The organism is Naumannella cuiyingiana (assembly GCF_013408305.1).
In the GTDB taxonomy this organism is placed as follows: domain Bacteria; phylum Actinomycetota; class Actinomycetes; order Propionibacteriales; family Propionibacteriaceae; genus Naumannella; species Naumannella cuiyingiana.
The window spans coordinates 1,376,836-1,393,301 of record NZ_JACBZS010000001.1 but is presented as its reverse complement, the minus strand read 5'-3'; the positions used below and the strand labels follow the sequence as shown (position 1 = coordinate 1,393,301).

The 16,466-nt window shown below is 71.2% G+C and carries 19 protein-coding genes; 16 read left to right on the top strand and 3 right to left on the bottom strand.

What is annotated here, in order from left to right; genetic code table 11:
* Positions 1-22: 22 nt before the first annotated feature.
* The 7 genes from zwf (at position 23) to GGQ54_RS06455 (ending at position 6,613) form a co-directional block, all read left to right on the top strand.
* The gene (gene zwf, locus GGQ54_RS06485; RefSeq protein WP_343045875.1) at positions 23-1,540 is read left to right on the top strand and encodes a glucose-6-phosphate dehydrogenase; all 1,518 of its coding nucleotides are present in this window, start codon (positions 23-25) and stop codon (positions 1,538-1,540) included.
* A 15-nt stretch (positions 1,541-1,555) separates the two neighbouring features.
* A complete protein-coding gene (locus tag GGQ54_RS06480; RefSeq protein ID WP_179444646.1) occupies positions 1,556-2,152 on the top strand; it encodes a hypothetical protein in 597 nt (198 codons plus the stop codon).
* Positions 2,149-2,841: a class E sortase gene (locus GGQ54_RS06475; protein ID WP_179444645.1), complete on the top strand. Its 693-nt coding sequence runs from the start codon at positions 2,149-2,151 to the stop codon at positions 2,839-2,841. Before GGQ54_RS06480 ends, GGQ54_RS06475 begins: the two co-directional genes overlap by 4 nt.
* Complete coding sequence (gene pyrE / locus GGQ54_RS06470) at positions 2,838-3,398, top strand: orotate phosphoribosyltransferase (protein ID WP_179444644.1); 561 nt, start codon at positions 2,838-2,840, stop codon at positions 3,396-3,398. Before GGQ54_RS06475 ends, pyrE begins: the two co-directional genes overlap by 4 nt.
* Positions 3,395-4,126 (top strand): LemA family protein, encoded by a 732-nt coding sequence (locus GGQ54_RS06465; RefSeq protein WP_343045874.1) that lies wholly within the window; start codon positions 3,395-3,397, stop codon positions 4,124-4,126. The genes pyrE and GGQ54_RS06465 overlap by 4 nt, the downstream gene beginning before the upstream one ends.
* A gap of 94 nt (positions 4,127-4,220) precedes the next feature.
* Positions 4,221-5,330, top strand: a complete 1,110-nt coding sequence (locus GGQ54_RS06460; RefSeq protein ID WP_179444643.1) for a hypothetical protein — start codon at positions 4,221-4,223, stop codon at positions 5,328-5,330.
* A 161-nt stretch (positions 5,331-5,491) separates the two neighbouring features.
* Entirely contained in the window at positions 5,492-6,613 is a 1,122-nt protein-coding gene (locus GGQ54_RS06455) for a PQQ-binding-like beta-propeller repeat protein (protein WP_179444642.1), read from the top strand.
* Positions 6,614-6,620: 7 nt separating this feature from the next.
* On the opposite strand, the gene GGQ54_RS06450 is transcribed toward GGQ54_RS06455, so the two are convergent.
* Positions 6,621-7,010: a hypothetical protein gene (locus tag GGQ54_RS06450; RefSeq protein ID WP_179444641.1), complete on the bottom strand. Its 390-nt coding sequence runs from the start codon at positions 7,008-7,010 to the stop codon at positions 6,621-6,623.
* A 137-nt stretch (positions 7,011-7,147) separates the two neighbouring features.
* On the opposite strand from GGQ54_RS06450, the gene GGQ54_RS06445 reads away from it, so the two are divergent.
* The 8 genes from GGQ54_RS06445 (at position 7,148) to GGQ54_RS06410 (ending at position 14,124) form a co-directional block, all read left to right on the top strand.
* Positions 7,148-7,699, top strand: coding sequence for a TrmH family RNA methyltransferase (locus GGQ54_RS06445; protein WP_218844051.1), 552 nt, complete (start codon positions 7,148-7,150; stop codon positions 7,697-7,699).
* 66 nt (positions 7,700-7,765) lie between these two features.
* Positions 7,766-8,518 carry a GntR family transcriptional regulator gene (locus tag GGQ54_RS06440; RefSeq protein WP_343045873.1) on the top strand — a complete coding sequence of 251 codons (753 nt, stop codon included), beginning with the start codon at positions 7,766-7,768 and terminating at the stop codon, positions 8,516-8,518.
* A gap of 32 nt (positions 8,519-8,550) precedes the next feature.
* Entirely contained in the window at positions 8,551-9,090 is a 540-nt protein-coding gene (locus GGQ54_RS06435; protein ID WP_179444639.1) for a hypothetical protein, read from the top strand.
* Positions 9,091-9,140: 50 nt separating this feature from the next.
* Positions 9,141-10,175: a class II fructose-bisphosphate aldolase gene (fbaA, locus tag GGQ54_RS06430; protein WP_343045872.1), complete on the top strand. Its 1,035-nt coding sequence runs from the start codon at positions 9,141-9,143 to the stop codon at positions 10,173-10,175.
* A gap of 86 nt (positions 10,176-10,261) precedes the next feature.
* On the top strand, positions 10,262-11,017 hold the full coding sequence (locus tag GGQ54_RS06425; RefSeq protein WP_179444637.1) for an SDR family NAD(P)-dependent oxidoreductase: 756 nt from the start codon (positions 10,262-10,264) through the stop codon (positions 11,015-11,017).
* The gene (locus GGQ54_RS06420; protein WP_179444636.1) at positions 11,014-11,766 is read left to right on the top strand and encodes an enoyl-CoA hydratase-related protein; all 753 of its coding nucleotides are present in this window, start codon (positions 11,014-11,016) and stop codon (positions 11,764-11,766) included. The genes GGQ54_RS06425 and GGQ54_RS06420 overlap by 4 nt, the downstream gene beginning before the upstream one ends.
* 26 nt (positions 11,767-11,792) lie before the next feature.
* On the top strand, positions 11,793-12,989 hold the full coding sequence (locus tag GGQ54_RS06415) for a thiolase family protein (protein ID WP_179444635.1): 1,197 nt from the start codon (positions 11,793-11,795) through the stop codon (positions 12,987-12,989).
* 1 nt (position 12,990) lies between these two features.
* Complete coding sequence (locus GGQ54_RS06410; protein ID WP_179444634.1) at positions 12,991-14,124, top strand: CoA transferase; 1,134 nt, start codon at positions 12,991-12,993, stop codon at positions 14,122-14,124.
* A gap of 287 nt (positions 14,125-14,411) precedes the next feature.
* On the opposite strand, the gene GGQ54_RS06405 is transcribed toward GGQ54_RS06410, so the two are convergent.
* Complete coding sequence (locus tag GGQ54_RS06405) at positions 14,412-15,014, bottom strand: TetR/AcrR family transcriptional regulator (protein ID WP_179444633.1); 603 nt, start codon at positions 15,012-15,014, stop codon at positions 14,412-14,414.
* A gap of 76 nt (positions 15,015-15,090) precedes the next feature.
* Here GGQ54_RS06405 and GGQ54_RS06400 point away from each other — a divergent pair, with 76 nt between their 5' ends.
* Entirely contained in the window at positions 15,091-15,561 is a 471-nt protein-coding gene (locus GGQ54_RS06400) for a DUF3151 domain-containing protein (RefSeq protein ID WP_179444632.1), read from the top strand.
* Here GGQ54_RS06400 and GGQ54_RS06395 read toward each other — a convergent pair.
* On the bottom strand, positions 15,542-16,465 hold the full coding sequence (locus GGQ54_RS06395; RefSeq protein ID WP_179444631.1) for an EamA family transporter: 924 nt from the start codon (positions 16,463-16,465) through the stop codon (positions 15,542-15,544). The genes GGQ54_RS06400 and GGQ54_RS06395 overlap by 20 nt on opposite strands.
* Between the last annotated feature and the right edge of the window lies 1 nt (position 16,466).

Sequence of the window (16,466 nt, the reverse complement as noted above, 5' to 3'; positions counted from 1 at the left end):
CGGCCGGTGCGACGATGGGCGTGTGCCTGAGAACACGACCCCGGACTCCGCGCTGCACCCCGCCGACAACATCGCCTATCCCGACCCCGCCGCCCGCCGGCGCGGCGGCACCGAGAAGATCGCCCCGCACGTCATCGTGTTGTTCGGGGCGACCGGTGACCTGGCCCAGCGCAAGCTACTGCCGGGCCTGGCGTACCTGTCCGTGTCCGACCTGACGCCCGACATCGAGGTCGTCGGCACGTCGCTGGAGGACATGACCACCGAGCAGTTCCGCGAGTTCGCCAAGACGGCGATCGACAAGTACGGCACCCACAAGCTGAGCGCCGAGCAGTGGGCCGAGTTCAGCCAGCGGCTGCACTACGTGCCCAGTTCGGCCGGACCGCAGGCGCTCGCCGACGTGGTGCACAAGGCCGAGTTCGATCTTGGTCCGAAGGCCCGCCTGCTGCACTACCTGAGCGTCCCGCCGAAGGCCGCCTCGGCGGTGTTGACCATGCTCAAGGACGCCGGGCTGGTGGAGAACTCCCGGGTGGTGATGGAGAAGCCGTTCGGCACCGACCTGGCCAGCGCCATCGCCCTGAACGACGAGGTGCACGAGACCTTCGACGAGAGCCAGATCTTCCGGATCGATCACTTCCTCGGCAAGGAGGCGGCGCTGAACATCTTGGCGTTCCGCTTCGCGAACGGATTGTTCGAGCCGATCTGGAACCGCAACTTCATCGATCATGTGCAGATCGACATCCCCGAGTCGCTCGGTCTTGATCAACGCGCCTCCTTCTACGAGCCGACCGGCGCCTACCGCGACATGGTCGTCACGCACCTGTTCCAGGTGCTGGCCTTCGTCGCGATGGAGCCGCCGACCGCGCTGGAGCCGAAGTCGATCAGCGAGGAGAAGAACAAGGTCTTCCGCTCGATGGAGGTGATCCGGCCGCACGAGGTGGTACGCGGGCAGTACCAGGGCTACCGGTCGGAGAAGGGGGTCGCGCGCGATTCCGACACCGAGACGTTCATCGCCCTGCGGGTGCGGATCGACAACTGGCGCTGGGCCGGCATCCCGTTCTACCTGCGTACCGGCAAGAAGATGGCCGAGGGGATGCGGATCATCTCGATCGCGTTCAAGGAGGCGCCGAAGTCGATGTTCCCGGCCGGCTCCGGGGTGGACGCGATGGGCCCGGATCACCTCACCTTCGATCTGGCCGACGAGGCGAAGATCTCGCTGTCCTTCTACGGGAAGCGGCCCGGTCCGGGGATGAAGCTGGACAAGCTGTCGATGCAGTTCTCCACCTCCGAGACCGATGCCGCCGACGATGTCCTGGAGGCCTACGAGCGGTTGATCATGGACGCCATGCGCGGTGATCACACGCTGTTCACCTCCGCGGAGGGCATCGAGAGTCTGTGGCAGGTCTCCCAGCCGCTGCTGGACAACCCGCCGCCGGTGAAGCCCTATCCGCAGGGGACCTGGGGCCCGAATGCCGTGCACCAGTTGATCGCGCCGCATGCCTGGCGGCTGCCGTTCGAGCGGGTCTGGCGGACCAAGCCCTGAGGTAGCGTCGGTGCGGTGAGCTTCCCCGGGCCGTCGTTGCCGCCGCCACAGCCGTGGCAGCGGATGCCGATGCGACCCCCGCGCGGCCCGGCGTACCCCCCGCGCCCGGGCGCCGGGCCGGCGACCTCCGGCGCGCCCCGGCCGGGGCTGCTGACGGCCGCCGCCGTCGCCACCATGGTCGGATCGCTGGTCTGGTTGTGCGGCTTCACCATGTTCTGGCTGGCCGTGACCGGCGCGATGGCCTCGATCGCGGGTGTGGACGGCTACAACGGCACCTATCACCTGTTGAACTCCTTCCATCTCGGGCTGGTCAACGGCGGCGCCTGGGCCGCCTACGTGCCCGCGCTGGTCGCCGTGGTGCTCGGCGGCATGCTGCTGACGCGGGCCCCCTGGGTGCGGATCGCGACCACCGTCTGGGGCGTGATCGCGATGGCCTGGGGGGCGTGGTGGCAGTGGTCCAGCCCGGCCCTGTGGGCGCCGGCGGCGATCTACATCGCGCTGGTCATCCTCGCCACCTGGTCCCCCGACGTCGGCAGGTGGTATCGCGGCGCGGACAAATCACCCCCCAGGGGTTTGGACTCGGCGCCGCAGCAGGTGAGAATGACTCCATGACCCGGGTTGATCCTGCCCCGAGCCGTGCCCGCAAGCCCAAGAAGAAGCGGGGCGTCTCGCCGTTGACCGTCGTCGGCGTCTTGTTGCTGGTGATCGGCCTCGGCTGTCTCGGCTACATCGGCTGGCAGTACTTCGGCACCAATGTGGTGTCCCAGCGCGCCTTCAGCGAGGAACGCACCAATCTGCGCGAGCAGTGGAAGCAGCCCGACAGCGACCCGGTGACCAGCGAGCCCGGTGCCGCCGTCCCGGGCGACGCAGTGGCGCTGATGCGGATTCCGAAGCTGGGCGACGACTACGAGGTGCCGGTGCTCAAGGGCACCGATCCGGGTACGCTCGCCCGCGGCCTCGGCTGGTACGAGGAGACGGCACAGCCGGGCGAGGTCGGGAACTTCGCGGTCGCCGGGCACCGGGTCACCCACGGTGAGCCGTTCGCCAAGCTGCTCGAGCTCGAGGTCGGCGACACCGTGGTCGTCGAGACCCGCAAGGCCATCTACACCTACACGATCACCCAGGCGCCCAAGGACGTGACCGTGAAGGACAGCGAGACCTGGCCGCTCGATCCCGTGCCTGGCAAGAGCGGGCAGAAACCGACCGAGGCAATCCTCACGCTGACCACCTGCACCGACCTGTTCCGCTCGCCGGATCGCTCGATCGGGTTCGCCGAACTGACCAACACCGAGAACAAGTGAGCCGCGATCGCGCGGCGCTGGTCGAGCACATTCGTCGCCTCGGGGTGGTGCACGGCCGGGTGACGCTCTCCTCGGGCGCGGAGGCCGACTACTACATCGACATGCGGCGGGTGACGCTCGACGGGGTCGCGGCGCCGGTCCTGGGCCGGGTGATGCGCGAGCTCGTGGCCGATCTCGACTTCGACGCCGTCGGCGGCCTGACCCTCGGCGCCGACCCGGTCGCGACGGCGATGCTGCACGCGGCCGCGGCGGACGGGCAGCGCCTGGATGCGTTCGTGGTCCGCAAGGCGCAGAAGGCCCACGGCATGCAGCGGCTGATCGAGGGCACCGATGTCGCCGGGCGCCGGGTTCTGGTGGTCGAGGACACCTCCACAACGGGAGCCTCGGCCCTGACCGCGGTCGATGCGGTACGCCGGATGGGCGGCGAGGTGGTCGCCGTCGCCTGCATCGTGGACCGCGACACCGGGGCCGGGCAGGCGATCGCCGAGGCGGGCCTGCCCTACCGTTACGCTGTCAGCGCGGCTGACCTCGGCCTCGGGAAGGAAGCGGGACAGTGAACGGATTTCTGATCGCCCTGATCGTCTTCGTCGCCATCGTTCTGGTGGCCGTGATCGCCGCCATCGGCATGTACAACGGCCTGGTCCGGCTGCGCAATCTCGTCCAGGAGTCGTGGCGTCAGGTCGATGTCGAGCTGAACCGGCGCTATGAGCTGTTGCCGAATCTGGTCGAGACCGTCCGGGCGTCGGCCGCCCACGAGCGCAACACCCTGGAGAACATCACCCGGCTGCGCAACCAGGCCGCCTCGCTCGCCCAGCGCGAGGGCGAGATCCCGAGCCCCGAGCGGGCCCAGGCGGAGGAGCAGCTCTCCGGCGCGGTCCGCAATCTGCTGGTCAGCGTCGAGGCGTACCCGCAACTGCAGAGCAATCAGAACTTCCTCGAACTGCAGAAGCAGCTCGCCGAGACCGAGGACCGGATCGCGGCCGGGCGGCGGTTCTACAACGCCAACGTGCGCGAGTACAACACCAAGCAGGAGAGCTTCCCGGGCAACCTGTTCGCCGGGCCGCTCGGCTTCCAGCGCGCGACCTATTTCGAGGTCAACGACCCGGCGGTACGCCAGGCGCCCGACGTGAACTTCGGCGAGATCGCCTACCGGGGTGACGCCTCGACGGGCGGTGCGACTGGCGGGCAGCCGCAGCTCGGCCAGCAGGCTCCGCAGCAGCCGCAGGGCTTCGGCCAGCAGCCGGCGGCGCAGCCCGAACCGCGTCAGGATCCGCCCGCGCGCTGAGCCCGCAACTGTCTGCCCCGGCCCGAAATCGGTACCATCGCGGGCGGGCCCCGGGTGAGCCGGCGGTCCGGTCAGCGAACCCGAAGGGCGGCCGATGGCTGAGGAGACCGGCGAACGGAACCGTCGCCGCGCGCTCGTCGTGCTGCTCGCGGCGGCCGTCGGCGTCGTCGTGGTGGTGACGGTCGCGATCATCAACGACCGGACCTCGCCTGTCGACCAGGTCGCCCCGCGCGGCGCGGACGAGACCATCCTCAACCCACGGCCGAAGGATCCCGACGCCTCACCGCGGCCGGATCCGGGCAGCCCGACCGATCCCGACCGCGAGGGCACGGGCAATGGCGGAGGGCTCGATCCCGAAGCCCGCCATGACGACGATCACGTCGGCCGCTCTCCGCGCGGGCCCGACGCGCCCGGCGAGCCGAACGATGGCGAGGCGTCGATGCCGCCGGGCAACAACCCGCAGAACCGCCCGGACGCCACACCGCGCCCGCAACCGTCCGAACCCGCCCCGTCGGACTCCGCGCCCGAGGGCGGAGCCAGCCAGGAGCCGCCCGCGCCGTCGCCCGAGCCCCCGTCGACGCCCCAGCCCCCGGAACCGTCACCACAACCGCCGGAGCCGTCGCCGCCGACCTCGTCGTCGCCGACACCGACCGACGATCCGACGGCCGAGCCCGAGCCGTTGCCGAGCTTCCGGGCCGCCGTCGCCCCGGGGGGCGTGGACTACGGCTTCGTACCCGAGCGCGACGGTCGGTACACCTTCGTCTACAGCTACGAGATCGGCGACGTCGATCCGCGCGACATGATCGCCCGCCAGACCCTCGTCGTCGTCGACCGGCGCCTGCAGCCGAATGCGGAGGGCGCCACCCAGGGCGCGGACGGACGGATCTCCGCGCGGGTGCTGCCGGACGAGTTCGCCGCGGACGGCGTCGATTCCCCGGAGCTGATCCCGGACCGCGACGAGCGGGGCGCGATGAGAGTTGGCGGGGTCCGGGTGTCCGATGGTGTGATCTATCCGCTGCGGCTCGACCAGCCCAGCGACACGGCGCTGGTCGGGCCGTCCTCGCCCACCCCGACGCCGCAGCCCGCGCCGACCGATGACGACGAGGCATTCCGCGGGTCCCCGACGCCCACGGCATCGGCCTACCAGGCCCCGAGCGCGACGAGCCCGGGCCCCGCCACCTCGACCCCGGAGCCCACGCCGTGAGTGCGGGCGATCCCGACGGACGCGGCGCGCCGCACTGGCCGCAGCAGGATCGCCACGAGGGCGGCCGGCACCTGGCGTCGGTGCCGCATTCGAGCGGCTCACCGACGTGGCGGCCGTCCCCGCAGCCATCCCCGTCGCCGCGTAGCCGCGGTCCCGGCCTGGTGCGCTCGGCCCTGCTGCCCATCGGGGTGTTCCTGCTGGTCCTCGCCGTCGGCCTGTCGGGGTACGCCGGCTGGCGGGCCCTGGTCCAGCCGCCGCCGGCACCACCGCCGGCAGCCGCTGGCAGCGAGCTGTCGCGCCCGGCGCCGCCGGGCTGGAGCTCTCAGTTCGCCTGGTCGCAGGAGATCTCGGAGACCCGGGACATCGCGGTCAGCAACAACCGGATCGCCACCATCAATGCCAACGGGTCGCTGGTGGTGCTGAATGCCGACGGGGGCGAGGTGATGTGGGCCTCCAAGCCGGTGGTGATCTCGACCAGCGCGCGACCGGTGATCGCCGATGCCGGCGGTACGCCGGTGGCCGGGATCATCGACGGGCAGGATCTGTACCTGAGCCGGCTGGACGATGCGTCGGGTTCCCCCGAGCTGTCGGCCCGGGTGCTGCCCCCGCAGTCGGCGGTGACCTGGACAGGCGGTTCGTTGCTGGTCACCGCGCCGTCCGGCACCTGGACGGTCGGACCGGACCTCAACCTGCGCTCGGTCGACGTGCCGCGTGACGAGGTGGCGATGGCGGCCGACGCCGAGCAGGTGATCTCCGCGCCCCAGGAGGGCGGCTGGTTGCTGACCGGCGGCGACGACCAGGAACGCGTGACCCCGGATGTCCCGCGCGGCGCCCGGGGGAGTCCGCATCCGGCCTGGGCGGCACGAGGGGTGGTCTTCGCCTGGTGGGACACGTCGGACGGTCGGCGCAAGGTCGCCAGCCTGCACGATGCGCGGAGCGGGGAACTGCTCGCGCTGTCCCAGGTGAGCGATGACACGCTGCGCGGGGGGATGTTCCTGACGGTCTCACCGGGCCGGGCGCTGGCCAGCGCGGGCCCGATGCTGGTCGACCTGCGTACCGGATTCACCACGATCGACGACGAGTGGAACTCCCAGGCGGCGCCCAACGACCGCTATCTCTACGGCAGCCGGTCCGGGATCAAGGCCGTCTGGGACGGCCGGGAGGTCACCGACATGGACCCGGATGCCGCCGTACCGTGGGGGACGTCCGACGCCGGACTGGCAATCGTGCTGGACCGCACCGAGGAGGGCACCACCCTCGTCGGCGGCCTGCGACCCGAGTGAGGAGACCTCACGACCCGGAGCGGCGGTTCTTCCTGAGGGCGTAGGCCATGTTGACCAGGGCGATGCCGATCCAGGCGATCAGCAGCCCGGCGATGCCGGTGGTGCCCGCGGCGATGGCGGTGAGCGGAATGCCGACGCCGAGCGAGACGATGCCCAGCACCATCTGCTGGGTGGAATCGGCCTTGGCCGCCTCGGCCGCGCTGGTGCTGGCGTTCTGCTGGGCCAGTTCGCCGGCCCGGGAGCGCCGCTCGATCTCCGCCTGGACCCGGTCGGCGAACGAGTCGACCAGTGCCGGCGTCAGGTCCGGCTGGTCCCGGGCGACGGACAGTGTCGCCTCGATGTCTTCGGACCGGAGCCCGGGGGTCTCCGGGTCACGGGCGGGCGTCGGCTGGGTCACGGTGTCACCCTAACCCGGCTAACGTCGGCGCGGTGAGCGTCGGCGACCCCGAGAATCCCTCCCTCGGCCCTGAATCGGCCGTCGGGGTCGGCCCCCATCCGCGACCGTGGCCGGACGATCCGCGCCTCGATCCGGAGCTGTTGGCGGGCGGCGATCGCCGCAATGTCGAGGACCGGTTCCGCTACTGGACGCTGCCGGCGATCGTCGCCGAACTCGACCGGACCCGGGCACCCTTGCAGATCGCGATCCAGAACTGGGAGCACGACTTCAACATCGGCTCCATCGTGCGCACCGCCAACGCCTTCAACGTGGCCGGGGTGCACATCATCGGGCGCCGCCGCTGGAACCGCCGCGGCGCGATGGTCACCGACCGCTACCTGTCGGTGCATCATCACGCCTCGGTCGAGGAGTTCGTCGCCGCGCTTGCCGCGCCCGCCGACGGCGGGACGGGGTACGCCCTGGTCGGCGTCGACAATCTGCCCGGCGCCGGGCCGCTGGAGACCACCGCACTGCCCGAGCGCTGCTGCCTGGCGTTCGGGTCCGAGGGCCCCGGATTGACGCCGGAGCTGGTCGCGGCCTGCCAGCGGCTGGTGGCGATCACCCAGCACGGCTCGACGCGTTCGATCAATGCCGGCGCGGCGGCGGCGATCGCGATGTATGCCTGGTCGACGCAGCACCCGCGGAGCTGAGGCGTACCCAACGGCTCGGCCGGTGCGCCATACTGGTATTGACTGGTCTTTCAGGAGGGAGCGACGGTGGCGCCCGATCCACTGGCCGAGCCCGACTCGGCCGTCCGCCCCAGCACCAAGCGGGCGCAGGTGAAGCTGATGCTCAGCGAGCTGATCGACAGCAAGCTGCGCGCCGGCGACGCGATCGACTCCGAGCGCAGCCTGGTCCGCCGGCTCGGGGTGAGCCGGGTGACCGTGCGGCAGGCCATCTCCGACCTCGTCGCGGACGGCCGCCTGGAGCGCGTGCACGGCAAGGGCACCTATGTCACGGGTCCGCGAGTGGACTCGCGGTTGCACCTGACCTCGTTCTCCCGCGAGATGCGCGCCCGCGGCCTGGAGCCCGGGACCCGCGTGCTGGACGCCGGCGAGATGGACGCGCCGCCGCACGTGGCGAACGGCCTGGGCATCGCGACCGGCGACCGCGTCGTGCGCGTCGAGCGGCTGCGCACCGCGGACGGTACGCCGATGGCGCACGAGCTCGGCTATTACCCCTGTCTGCAGTTCCCCGGCCTGCTCGGCAAGGAGCTCGGTTCGCTCTACGACATCTTCGCCAGCGACTACGGCGTGATCGCCACCTCGGGCGAACAGTCGGTCTTCGCGGGGGCCGCGGACTCCAACCACGCGCGGCTGCTCGGCGTACCCAAACGAGCGCCGTTGCTGGTCCAGGAGCGCGTCACCTGGGCCGGCGAGCGGGCGATCGAGTACGCCACCTCCTGGTATCGCGGCGATCGCTACCGGATCCACATGGCGGTCACCCCGCACGGGGCACGGGAGAACTGAGCCCGCGCACCCCTGCGTGGCAGGATTGGCCCGTGCTGCAGCAACTGACCCGGACCCCGGTGCCCTGGGAGCGTGGCGCGCTCACCGAGCGTCGCGAGGGCGCGCTGCGCGGGCTGACCTGGCCCGCCGTGTCCCTGACCGGCACGCTGGTCGGCCTGGTCGCGGTGACCGCGTGGATCGCCGCGACGCGGGCGGGGGTCTCGCTGCCGTTCTTCGTGATGGTGTTCTTCGGGCTGTCCGTGCTCAGCGGGGCCGGATTCCTCGGCTACGGGATCCTGCGCGCCGTCCGGGCGCACCAGGAGCTCGGCCTGGCGGGCGAGGGGATCGCCTTCGAGATCGATCACGACGGGATCACCACCTCGGCGGGCAAGGCCCCGTGGGAGGCCGTGCAGGCGATCACGACCCTCCCCGGCGGTGCGCTGCACGGACCGCTGCTGCGGATCGACCATCGCCTCGGGCGCGACGAGTACCCGGTGGATGCCCTCGGCGTACTGCCCGGAAGCCTCGAGTCGGCGGTCCGGATCTTCTCCCGGGGCCGGCACGGGGTGGACCTGTCGGCCATCGAGGACTGACCTGCAAGACTGATCCGAGCAACCGCTCGCAGCGCCCCACGATCCGAAAGGTGGTCGCCATGCCCATCGCCAGCCCCGAGGTGTACGCCGAGATGTTCGACGCGGCCAAGAAGGGATCATTCGCCTACCCGGCGATCAACATCTCGAGCTCGCAGACGATCAACGCCGCCCTGGCCGGATTCGCCGAGGCCGGCTCGGACGGCATCATCCAGATCTCCACCGGCGGCGCCGAGTACGGCTCCGGACCGACGATCAAAAACATGGTCACCGGCGCGGTCGCGCTCGCCGAGTACGCGACCGAGGTCGCCAAGAACTACCCGGTCAACATCGCGCTGCACACCGACCACTGCCCCAAGGACAAGCTGGACGGCTTCGTCCGCCCGCTGCTCAAGATCAGCGCCGAGCGCGTCGCGAACGGGCAGGCCCCGCTCTTCCAGTCCCACATGTGGGACGGCTCGGCGGTGCCGTTGGAGGAGAACCTGCAGATCGCCGAGGAGCTGCTCGCCGAGGCCGCCAGGGCCAAGATCATTCTGGAGATCGAGGTCGGTGTGGTCGGCGGCGAGGAGGACGGCGTCGCGAACGAGATCAACGAGAAGCTCTACACCACCGTTGCCGACGGGCTGGCCACGGTCGAGGCGTTGGGCACGGGCGACAAGGGTCGCTACATCACCGCCCTGACCTTCGGCAACGTGCACGGCGTCTACAAGCCGGGCTCGGTGAAGCTGCGACCGGAGGTGCTGAAGGAGATCCAGGACGCGGTCGGCGAGAAGGTCGGCAAGGACAAGCCCTTCGATCTCGTCTTCCACGGCGGTTCCGGCTCGACGGCGGAGGAGATCAGCGCCGCGGTGGACTACGGCGTGATCAAGATGAACATCGACACCGACACGCAGTACGCGTTCACCCGCCCGGTCGCCGGGCACATGTTCACCAAGTACGACGGCGTGCTGAAGGTCGACGACGAGGTCGGCAACAAGAAGGACTACGACCCGCGCGCCTGGGGCAAGCTGGCCGAGGGCGGGATGGCTCAGCGCGTCGTCGAGGCCTGCCAGCAGCTTCGCAGCGCCGGCACGTCGCTGAAGGGCTGACGCGTATCGGGGCGGGGGCTGCCCGGGGCGGGCCGCTTAGCGTACGCTAAGCACGTTCGCGTTCCCGACCGAAGGACGACTGACCAATGAAGCTCAACGGCCGCACGGCCCTCGTCACGGGTGCCGCCTCCGGCCTCGGCCTCGCCACGGCCACGCGCCTGGCGGCCGACGGCGCCCGCGTCTTCGGACTCGACCTCGGCGGGGCCGATCCCGGCGCACTGACCGCGGCGGGCGCCGAGTTCGTCGCCGCCGACGTTCGCGAGGAGGAGGCGGTCGCCGAGGCCGTCGCCCGGGCCAATGCCGACCGCACGCTCTCCGTCGTGGTGAACTGCGCCGGGATCGGCGGGCCGGCCCGCACCGTCGGCCGCGACGGCCAGCCCTACCCGCTGGAGCAGTTCGCGACGATTGTCCAGGTCAACCTGGTCGGCACGTTCAACGTGATCCGGCTGGCCGCCGCGGCGATGAGCGAGAACGAGCCGGTCGACGACGAGCGCGGCGTGATCATCAACACCGCGTCGGTCGCGGCGTACGAGGGGCAGGTCGGCCAGGCCGCCTATTCCGCCTCCAAGGGCGGCGTGGTCGGGATGACGCTGCCGATCGCCCGCGATCTCGCCAACCGGCAGATCCGCGTGATGACGATCGCGCCCGGGCTGTTCGACACCCCGATGCTGGCGCGGCTGCCCGACGAGGCGCGGGCCTCGCTGGGTCAGCAGGTGCCCAACCCGAGCCGGCTGGGCCGCCCCGAGGAGTACGCCGAACTCGCCGCGGCGATCATCGCGAATCCCATGCTGAACGGCGAGGTCATCCGCCTCGACGGCGCGATCCGGATGGCGCCCAAGTGAGCGAGGACCTGATCGTCGAGCGCGCCGACGGCGTCGCCCGGCTGACCCTGAACCGGCCGGACAAGCTGAACGCGCTGACCGCCGACCTGATCGAGCGCGTGGCCGACGAGATCACCAGTGGCGGCGACCGGGTGGTCGTGATCACCGGCGCCGGACGAGCCTTCACCTCCGGCGCCGATCTCGGTCGCGACCGTGCGGCCGGCCCCGGAGACACCCTGGACGCCGCGGACAAGTTGATCACCGCGATGATCGAGGGCGATGCGATCGTGATCACCCGGGTCAACGGGCCGGCCGCGGGCATCGGCGCGTCGATCGCGCTCGCCGCGGACCTGCCGGTGATGAGCGCCGATGCCTACCTGTTGTTGCCGTTCAGCAACATCGGGCTGATGCCGGACGGCGCGGTCACCGCGACCTGGCCCGCCACCGGCGGCCGGGTCCGGGCGATGCGGGCCGCCCTGTTCGCCGACCGGATCGGCGCCGACGAGGCGCTCGCCACCGGGCTGATCGCCGCGGCGGTGAAGGCCGACGACCTCGACGCCTTCGTCGACGACTGGGTTGTCCGGCTGGTCCGCCGGCCCCGGGTGGCGCTGGCCCGGGCCAAGCAGGCGATCAACGCCGCCGCGCTGCCCGATCTCGCCGGGGTGTTGCGTCGCGAGGCCGAGGGTCAGCGCGACCTGATGCGTGCGGCGGACTTCGCCGAGGGCACCAAGGCCTTTCTCGAGCGGCGCGAGCCGCGCTTCACCGACTGAGGAACAGTTCCTGATCAAGGAGAATCATGACCGACGCAGTGATCGTTGACATCATCCGTACGCCCTCGGGCAAGGGCAAGCCGGGCGGCGCGCTGTCGGGCACCCACCCGGTGGACCTGCTCGCCCACACGCTCCGCACGCTGGTCGAGCGCACGGGCATCGACCCCGAGCGGATCGACGACGTGATCATCGGTTGCGTCGACCAGGGTGGCGAGCAGGCGCTGAACGTGGCCCGCAACGCTGTGCTCGGGGCGGGCTGGCCCGAGTCGGTGCCCGCCACCACGATCGACCGCCAGTGCGGTTCCAGCCAGCAGGCGCTGCACTTCGCCGCACAGGGCGTGCTCAGCGGGGCGTACGACATCGTCGTCGCGGGTGGTGTCGAGTCGATGTCGCGGGTGCCGATGGGCAGCCCGGTCGCCGGCGCCGACGCGCTCGGCTCCGCTGTCCGCGAGCGCTACCCCGAGGGCCTGGTGAACCAGGGCGTCTCGGCCGAGCTGATCGCCAACAAGTGGGGCTTCGACCGGGCCACGTTGGACGAGTACGCCGCGCGCAGCCACCGGCTCGCCGCCGAGACGGCCGCCGCCGGAGGCTTCGCCAACGAGCTGATCGGCGTACCCGTCACCGATGCCGAGGGCAACCAGGTCGAGTTCAGCGCCGACGAGACGGTACGCGGCTCCACCACAGCGGAGAAGCTTGCCGGGCTGCCGACCGTCTTCGGCACCGAGAAGATGGCCGCCCGCTTCCCCGAGCTGGACTGGCGGATCACCCCGGGCAACTCCTCGCCGCTGACCGACGGCGCGTCGGCGTCGTTGATCATGTCGGCGGAGAAGGCCAAGGAGCTCGGCCTCACGCCGCGCGCCCGGTTCCACGACTTCGCCGTCGCCGGCTCGGATCCGTTGTTCATGCTGACCGGCCCGATCCCGGCCACCGAGAAGGTGCTCGCGCGCTCCGGGCTCGGGATGGACGATCTCGACGTCTACGAGGTGAACGAGGCGTTCGCGTCGGTGCCGCTGGCGTGGGCGGCCGAGCTCAAGGCCGACCCCGAGAAGCTGAACCCGCGCGGCGGCGCGATCGCGCTGGGGCACCCGCTCGGCGCGTCCGGGGTGAAGCTGATGGCCACCTTGGTCAACACGCTGGAGGCGACCGGCGGCCGCTATGGCCTGCAGACCATGTGCGAGGGCGGCGGCATGGCGAACGCGACGATCATCGAGCGGCTCGGCTGACGTGGCGGGCCCGCTCGCCGGGGTACGCGTCGTCGAGCTGGCCGGAATCGGCCCGGGGCCCTTCGCCGGCATGCTGCTGGCCGACCTCGGGGCCGAGATCATTCGGGTGGATCGGGCGGCCGACCTCGGCGGTGACGAACTGCGGGCCCTCGCGCACGCCGTCATCGATCGCGGACGCCGCTCGATCGCCGTCGACCTCAAGCAGCCGGCCGGCCGGGAGGTGGTGCTGGCGCTCGCCGAGCGGGCGGACGTGATCATCGAGGGCTTCCGGCCCGGCGTGGCCGAGCGGCTCGGCGTCGGGCCCGAGGACGTCGCTGCGCGCAACCCACGGCTGGTCTACGGCCGGATGACGGGCTGGGGTCAGTCCGGGCCGTATGCCCATCTGGCCGGGCACGACCTGAACTACATCGCAGCGGCCGGCGCGCTCGCGCTGGGCCGGGGCGCGGACGGCGTACCCGTGCCGCCGGAGAACGTGCTCGGCGATTTCGGCGGCGGCTCGCTCTATCTGGTCACGGGCATCCTGGCCGCGCTGCTGCACGCTCGCGAAACCGGTCGGGGGCAGGTCGTCGACGCCGCGATCGTCGACGGGGCCGCGTCGCTGATGGCGATGCACCACGCGATGATCAATACCGGGGTGATCAAACGCAATCCGATGGACGGCGGCGCGCCGTACTACCGGGTCTATCGGACTGCCGACGACCGGTTCCTGGCCGTCGCCGCGATGGAGCCGCAGTTCTGGGCCGAGTTGCTCGACGGTCTCGGGCTGGCCGACCGTGAGCTGCCGGATCGCGACGACCCGGCGAACTGGCCCGAGCTCGGCGAGCTGTTCGCCGAGATCATCCGCGGCCGCCCGCTGGCGGATTGGCTGGCAGCCTTCGAGGGCCGGGACGCCTGTGTGACGGCGGTCTGCACGCCGGGCGAGGCGCCACACGATCCGCACCTGGCGGCGCGCCGGGCCTATCTTCCCGCCGGGGCAGACGGCGCCGGCTGGCAGCCCGCCCCGGCCCCGCGGCTCTCGGTCACCGAGCCCGAGCTGCCCGGTCCGCCGCCGCGGATCGGCCAACACACCGACGAGGTGTTGGCCGAACTCGGGATCGATGCCGATGCGCTCCGCGCCGCGGGTGTGGTCGGCTGAAGTTCTCCACAAGTGCGACGACGCCGCGGAGAATCTCACTGATCGCGCCTAAGAGTTGCATTGTGGACATCGAAATGTTTGGGAACGAGGCTCCGGGGAGCCTTGTCCCGATTCGCGGAAGTGGGCCGCAGGCCGACCTGGGGTTGTCGTACAACCGAGTGAACAAGCTGGTCGGCCAGTTGGTCGAGCTCGACATCCTGCAGCCCGCCAGATCCGGGTCGTACAACCGACGGTTCTTTGCCCCACGAGTGCTGGACGTCCTGGTCGGCGACTGAGTGGCCGGCCGGTCAGCTCGCGGTGCGCAGCATGGCAAGGGCGAGCTGAACATAACGCTGCGCCATCTCCGACGGCCCGACGGGCCCGTCCAGGCGGTACCACTTCGAGATCCCCTGGCACATGGTGAAGATCGCGCGGGTGCACTCATAGGGCCAGGGCGTGCTGAAGGTGCCATCGGCGACGCCGTCGCCGATGACGTCGCGCAACTGCCGCTCGGCCTCGTCGCGCCGGGCGATGTAGGCGGCGAGATTCGCCGGATCGAGGCTGCGCCGCTCGGTGTCCATGGCCGCCAGGTCGGGGTAGTGGGCGAAGTACAGCACCAGCGCCTCGACCACGGCCCGCAGCCGCGACTCCGCGTCGGGGCCGGCATCGGCGAGTGCGGCATCCACATAGGAGATGACCCGGTCCATCGCGTGCTCGAGCAGGGCGACGAGCATCGCCTGCTTGTTCTCGTAGTAGTAGTAGAGCGCGGGCACGGTCACCCCGAGCCGTTGGGCGAGAGTACGCACGGACGTCCCGTCGTAGCCGTGCCGGGCGAACTCCTCGAGCGCGCCGAGCAGGAACGGATGCAACTGCAGCGGCGGAAACTCCCGCCAGTCGGCCACCGTCGTCATTGCTCCTCCCAGCGGCGCTCGCGGGCTGCGAGGCACCGACGGATGACTCTAACCCGCCGGTGGCAGAATCAACGCAATGAGCAACCCCTCGGCGCCGAAGAACCTGCTGTCCGGTGCGACCACGACCCCGCAGACCCGACTCCCGGAAGATCCCGCCGCCGCGGACCTGGCCGCCGCCGATCTGGCCGAGGGCGGGCAGGAGGCCTTCCTGGACATCCTCGCGGCGCATCCCGACTCGAGCCTGGCCTGGGCGATCCTCGCCGAGGGTTCGTTGGGGCTGGACAGCCGGGCCGGGGACATCGCGGCGTACGCCTATGCGCGCACCGGTTACCACCGCGGCCTCGATGCCTTGCGTCGGGCCGGCTGGAAGGGGTCCGGGCCGATCCCGTGGGAGCACGTGCCCAATCAGGGCTTCCTGCGCGCGCTCTGGGCGCTCGCCCGGGCAGCCGACCGCATCGGCGAGGCCGCCGAGGCCGAGCGCTGCAGCCAGTTCCTGCGCGATTCGAGCGAGTCGGGGTACGCGGAGCTCACCGCCCGGCCGCGCTGAACCGGACGCGCACGGCGGCCGCCGCACAGGCGATCACGGCCGCCGCCCCGACCACCGTCGCCCAGGTCACCCGCTCGCCGAGCAGCAGTGCCGCCCAGCCGATGCTCAGCACCGGTTGGACGAGTTGCACCTGGCTGACTCGCACCATCGGCCCGATCGCGAGCCCGCGATACCAGGCCACATAGGCCCCGAACATGCTGACCAGGCAGAGATAGCCGAAGGAGAGCCAGCCCGCCGCGGTGGCCCGCGGTAGCTGGATCGACAGGTCGATCGTGGTGATCGCCGCCATCACGGGCGCGGCGATGAGCAGCGCCCAACACACGGTCTGCCACGCGCCCAGCTCGCGGGCCAGCAGCCCACCTTCGGCATAACCGATCGCCGCCGCGAGAACCGCGCCGAAGAGCAACAGGTCGGGCCAGCCGAGCTGGCCCGGAGTGCCCGCTCCCGCCATGGCGAATCCGATTGCCGCGACCATTCCGGTGCCGGTGAACCACCAGAACGCGCGCGGGGGTCGCTCGCCGGTGCGGAGCGCGGCGAAGACCGCGGTCAGCGTCGGCAAGACGGCGAGGATGACAGCGGCGTGGCTGGCGGGCATCGCGGCGAGTGCGTACGAGCTGAACATCGAGAACCCGACGACGATCCCGGCCGCCACCACCGCGACGCGGATCCACTGCCGCCCCCGCGGCGCCGGCTGGCGGGTCAGGACCAGGGCCACGGCGGCCAGCGCGGCGGCGACGACTCCGCGGGCCGCGCCGACGAATGTCGCCGACAGCCCCTCGTGTACGGCCAGCCGGGTCAGCGGCGTGGTCAGCGAGAACCCGGCGATCCCGATCAGCCCCCACAGCAGTCCGGACGTCGATAGCGATAGGTGTCGCGAAGCGATAGCGCTATTATCCGTTTTCACG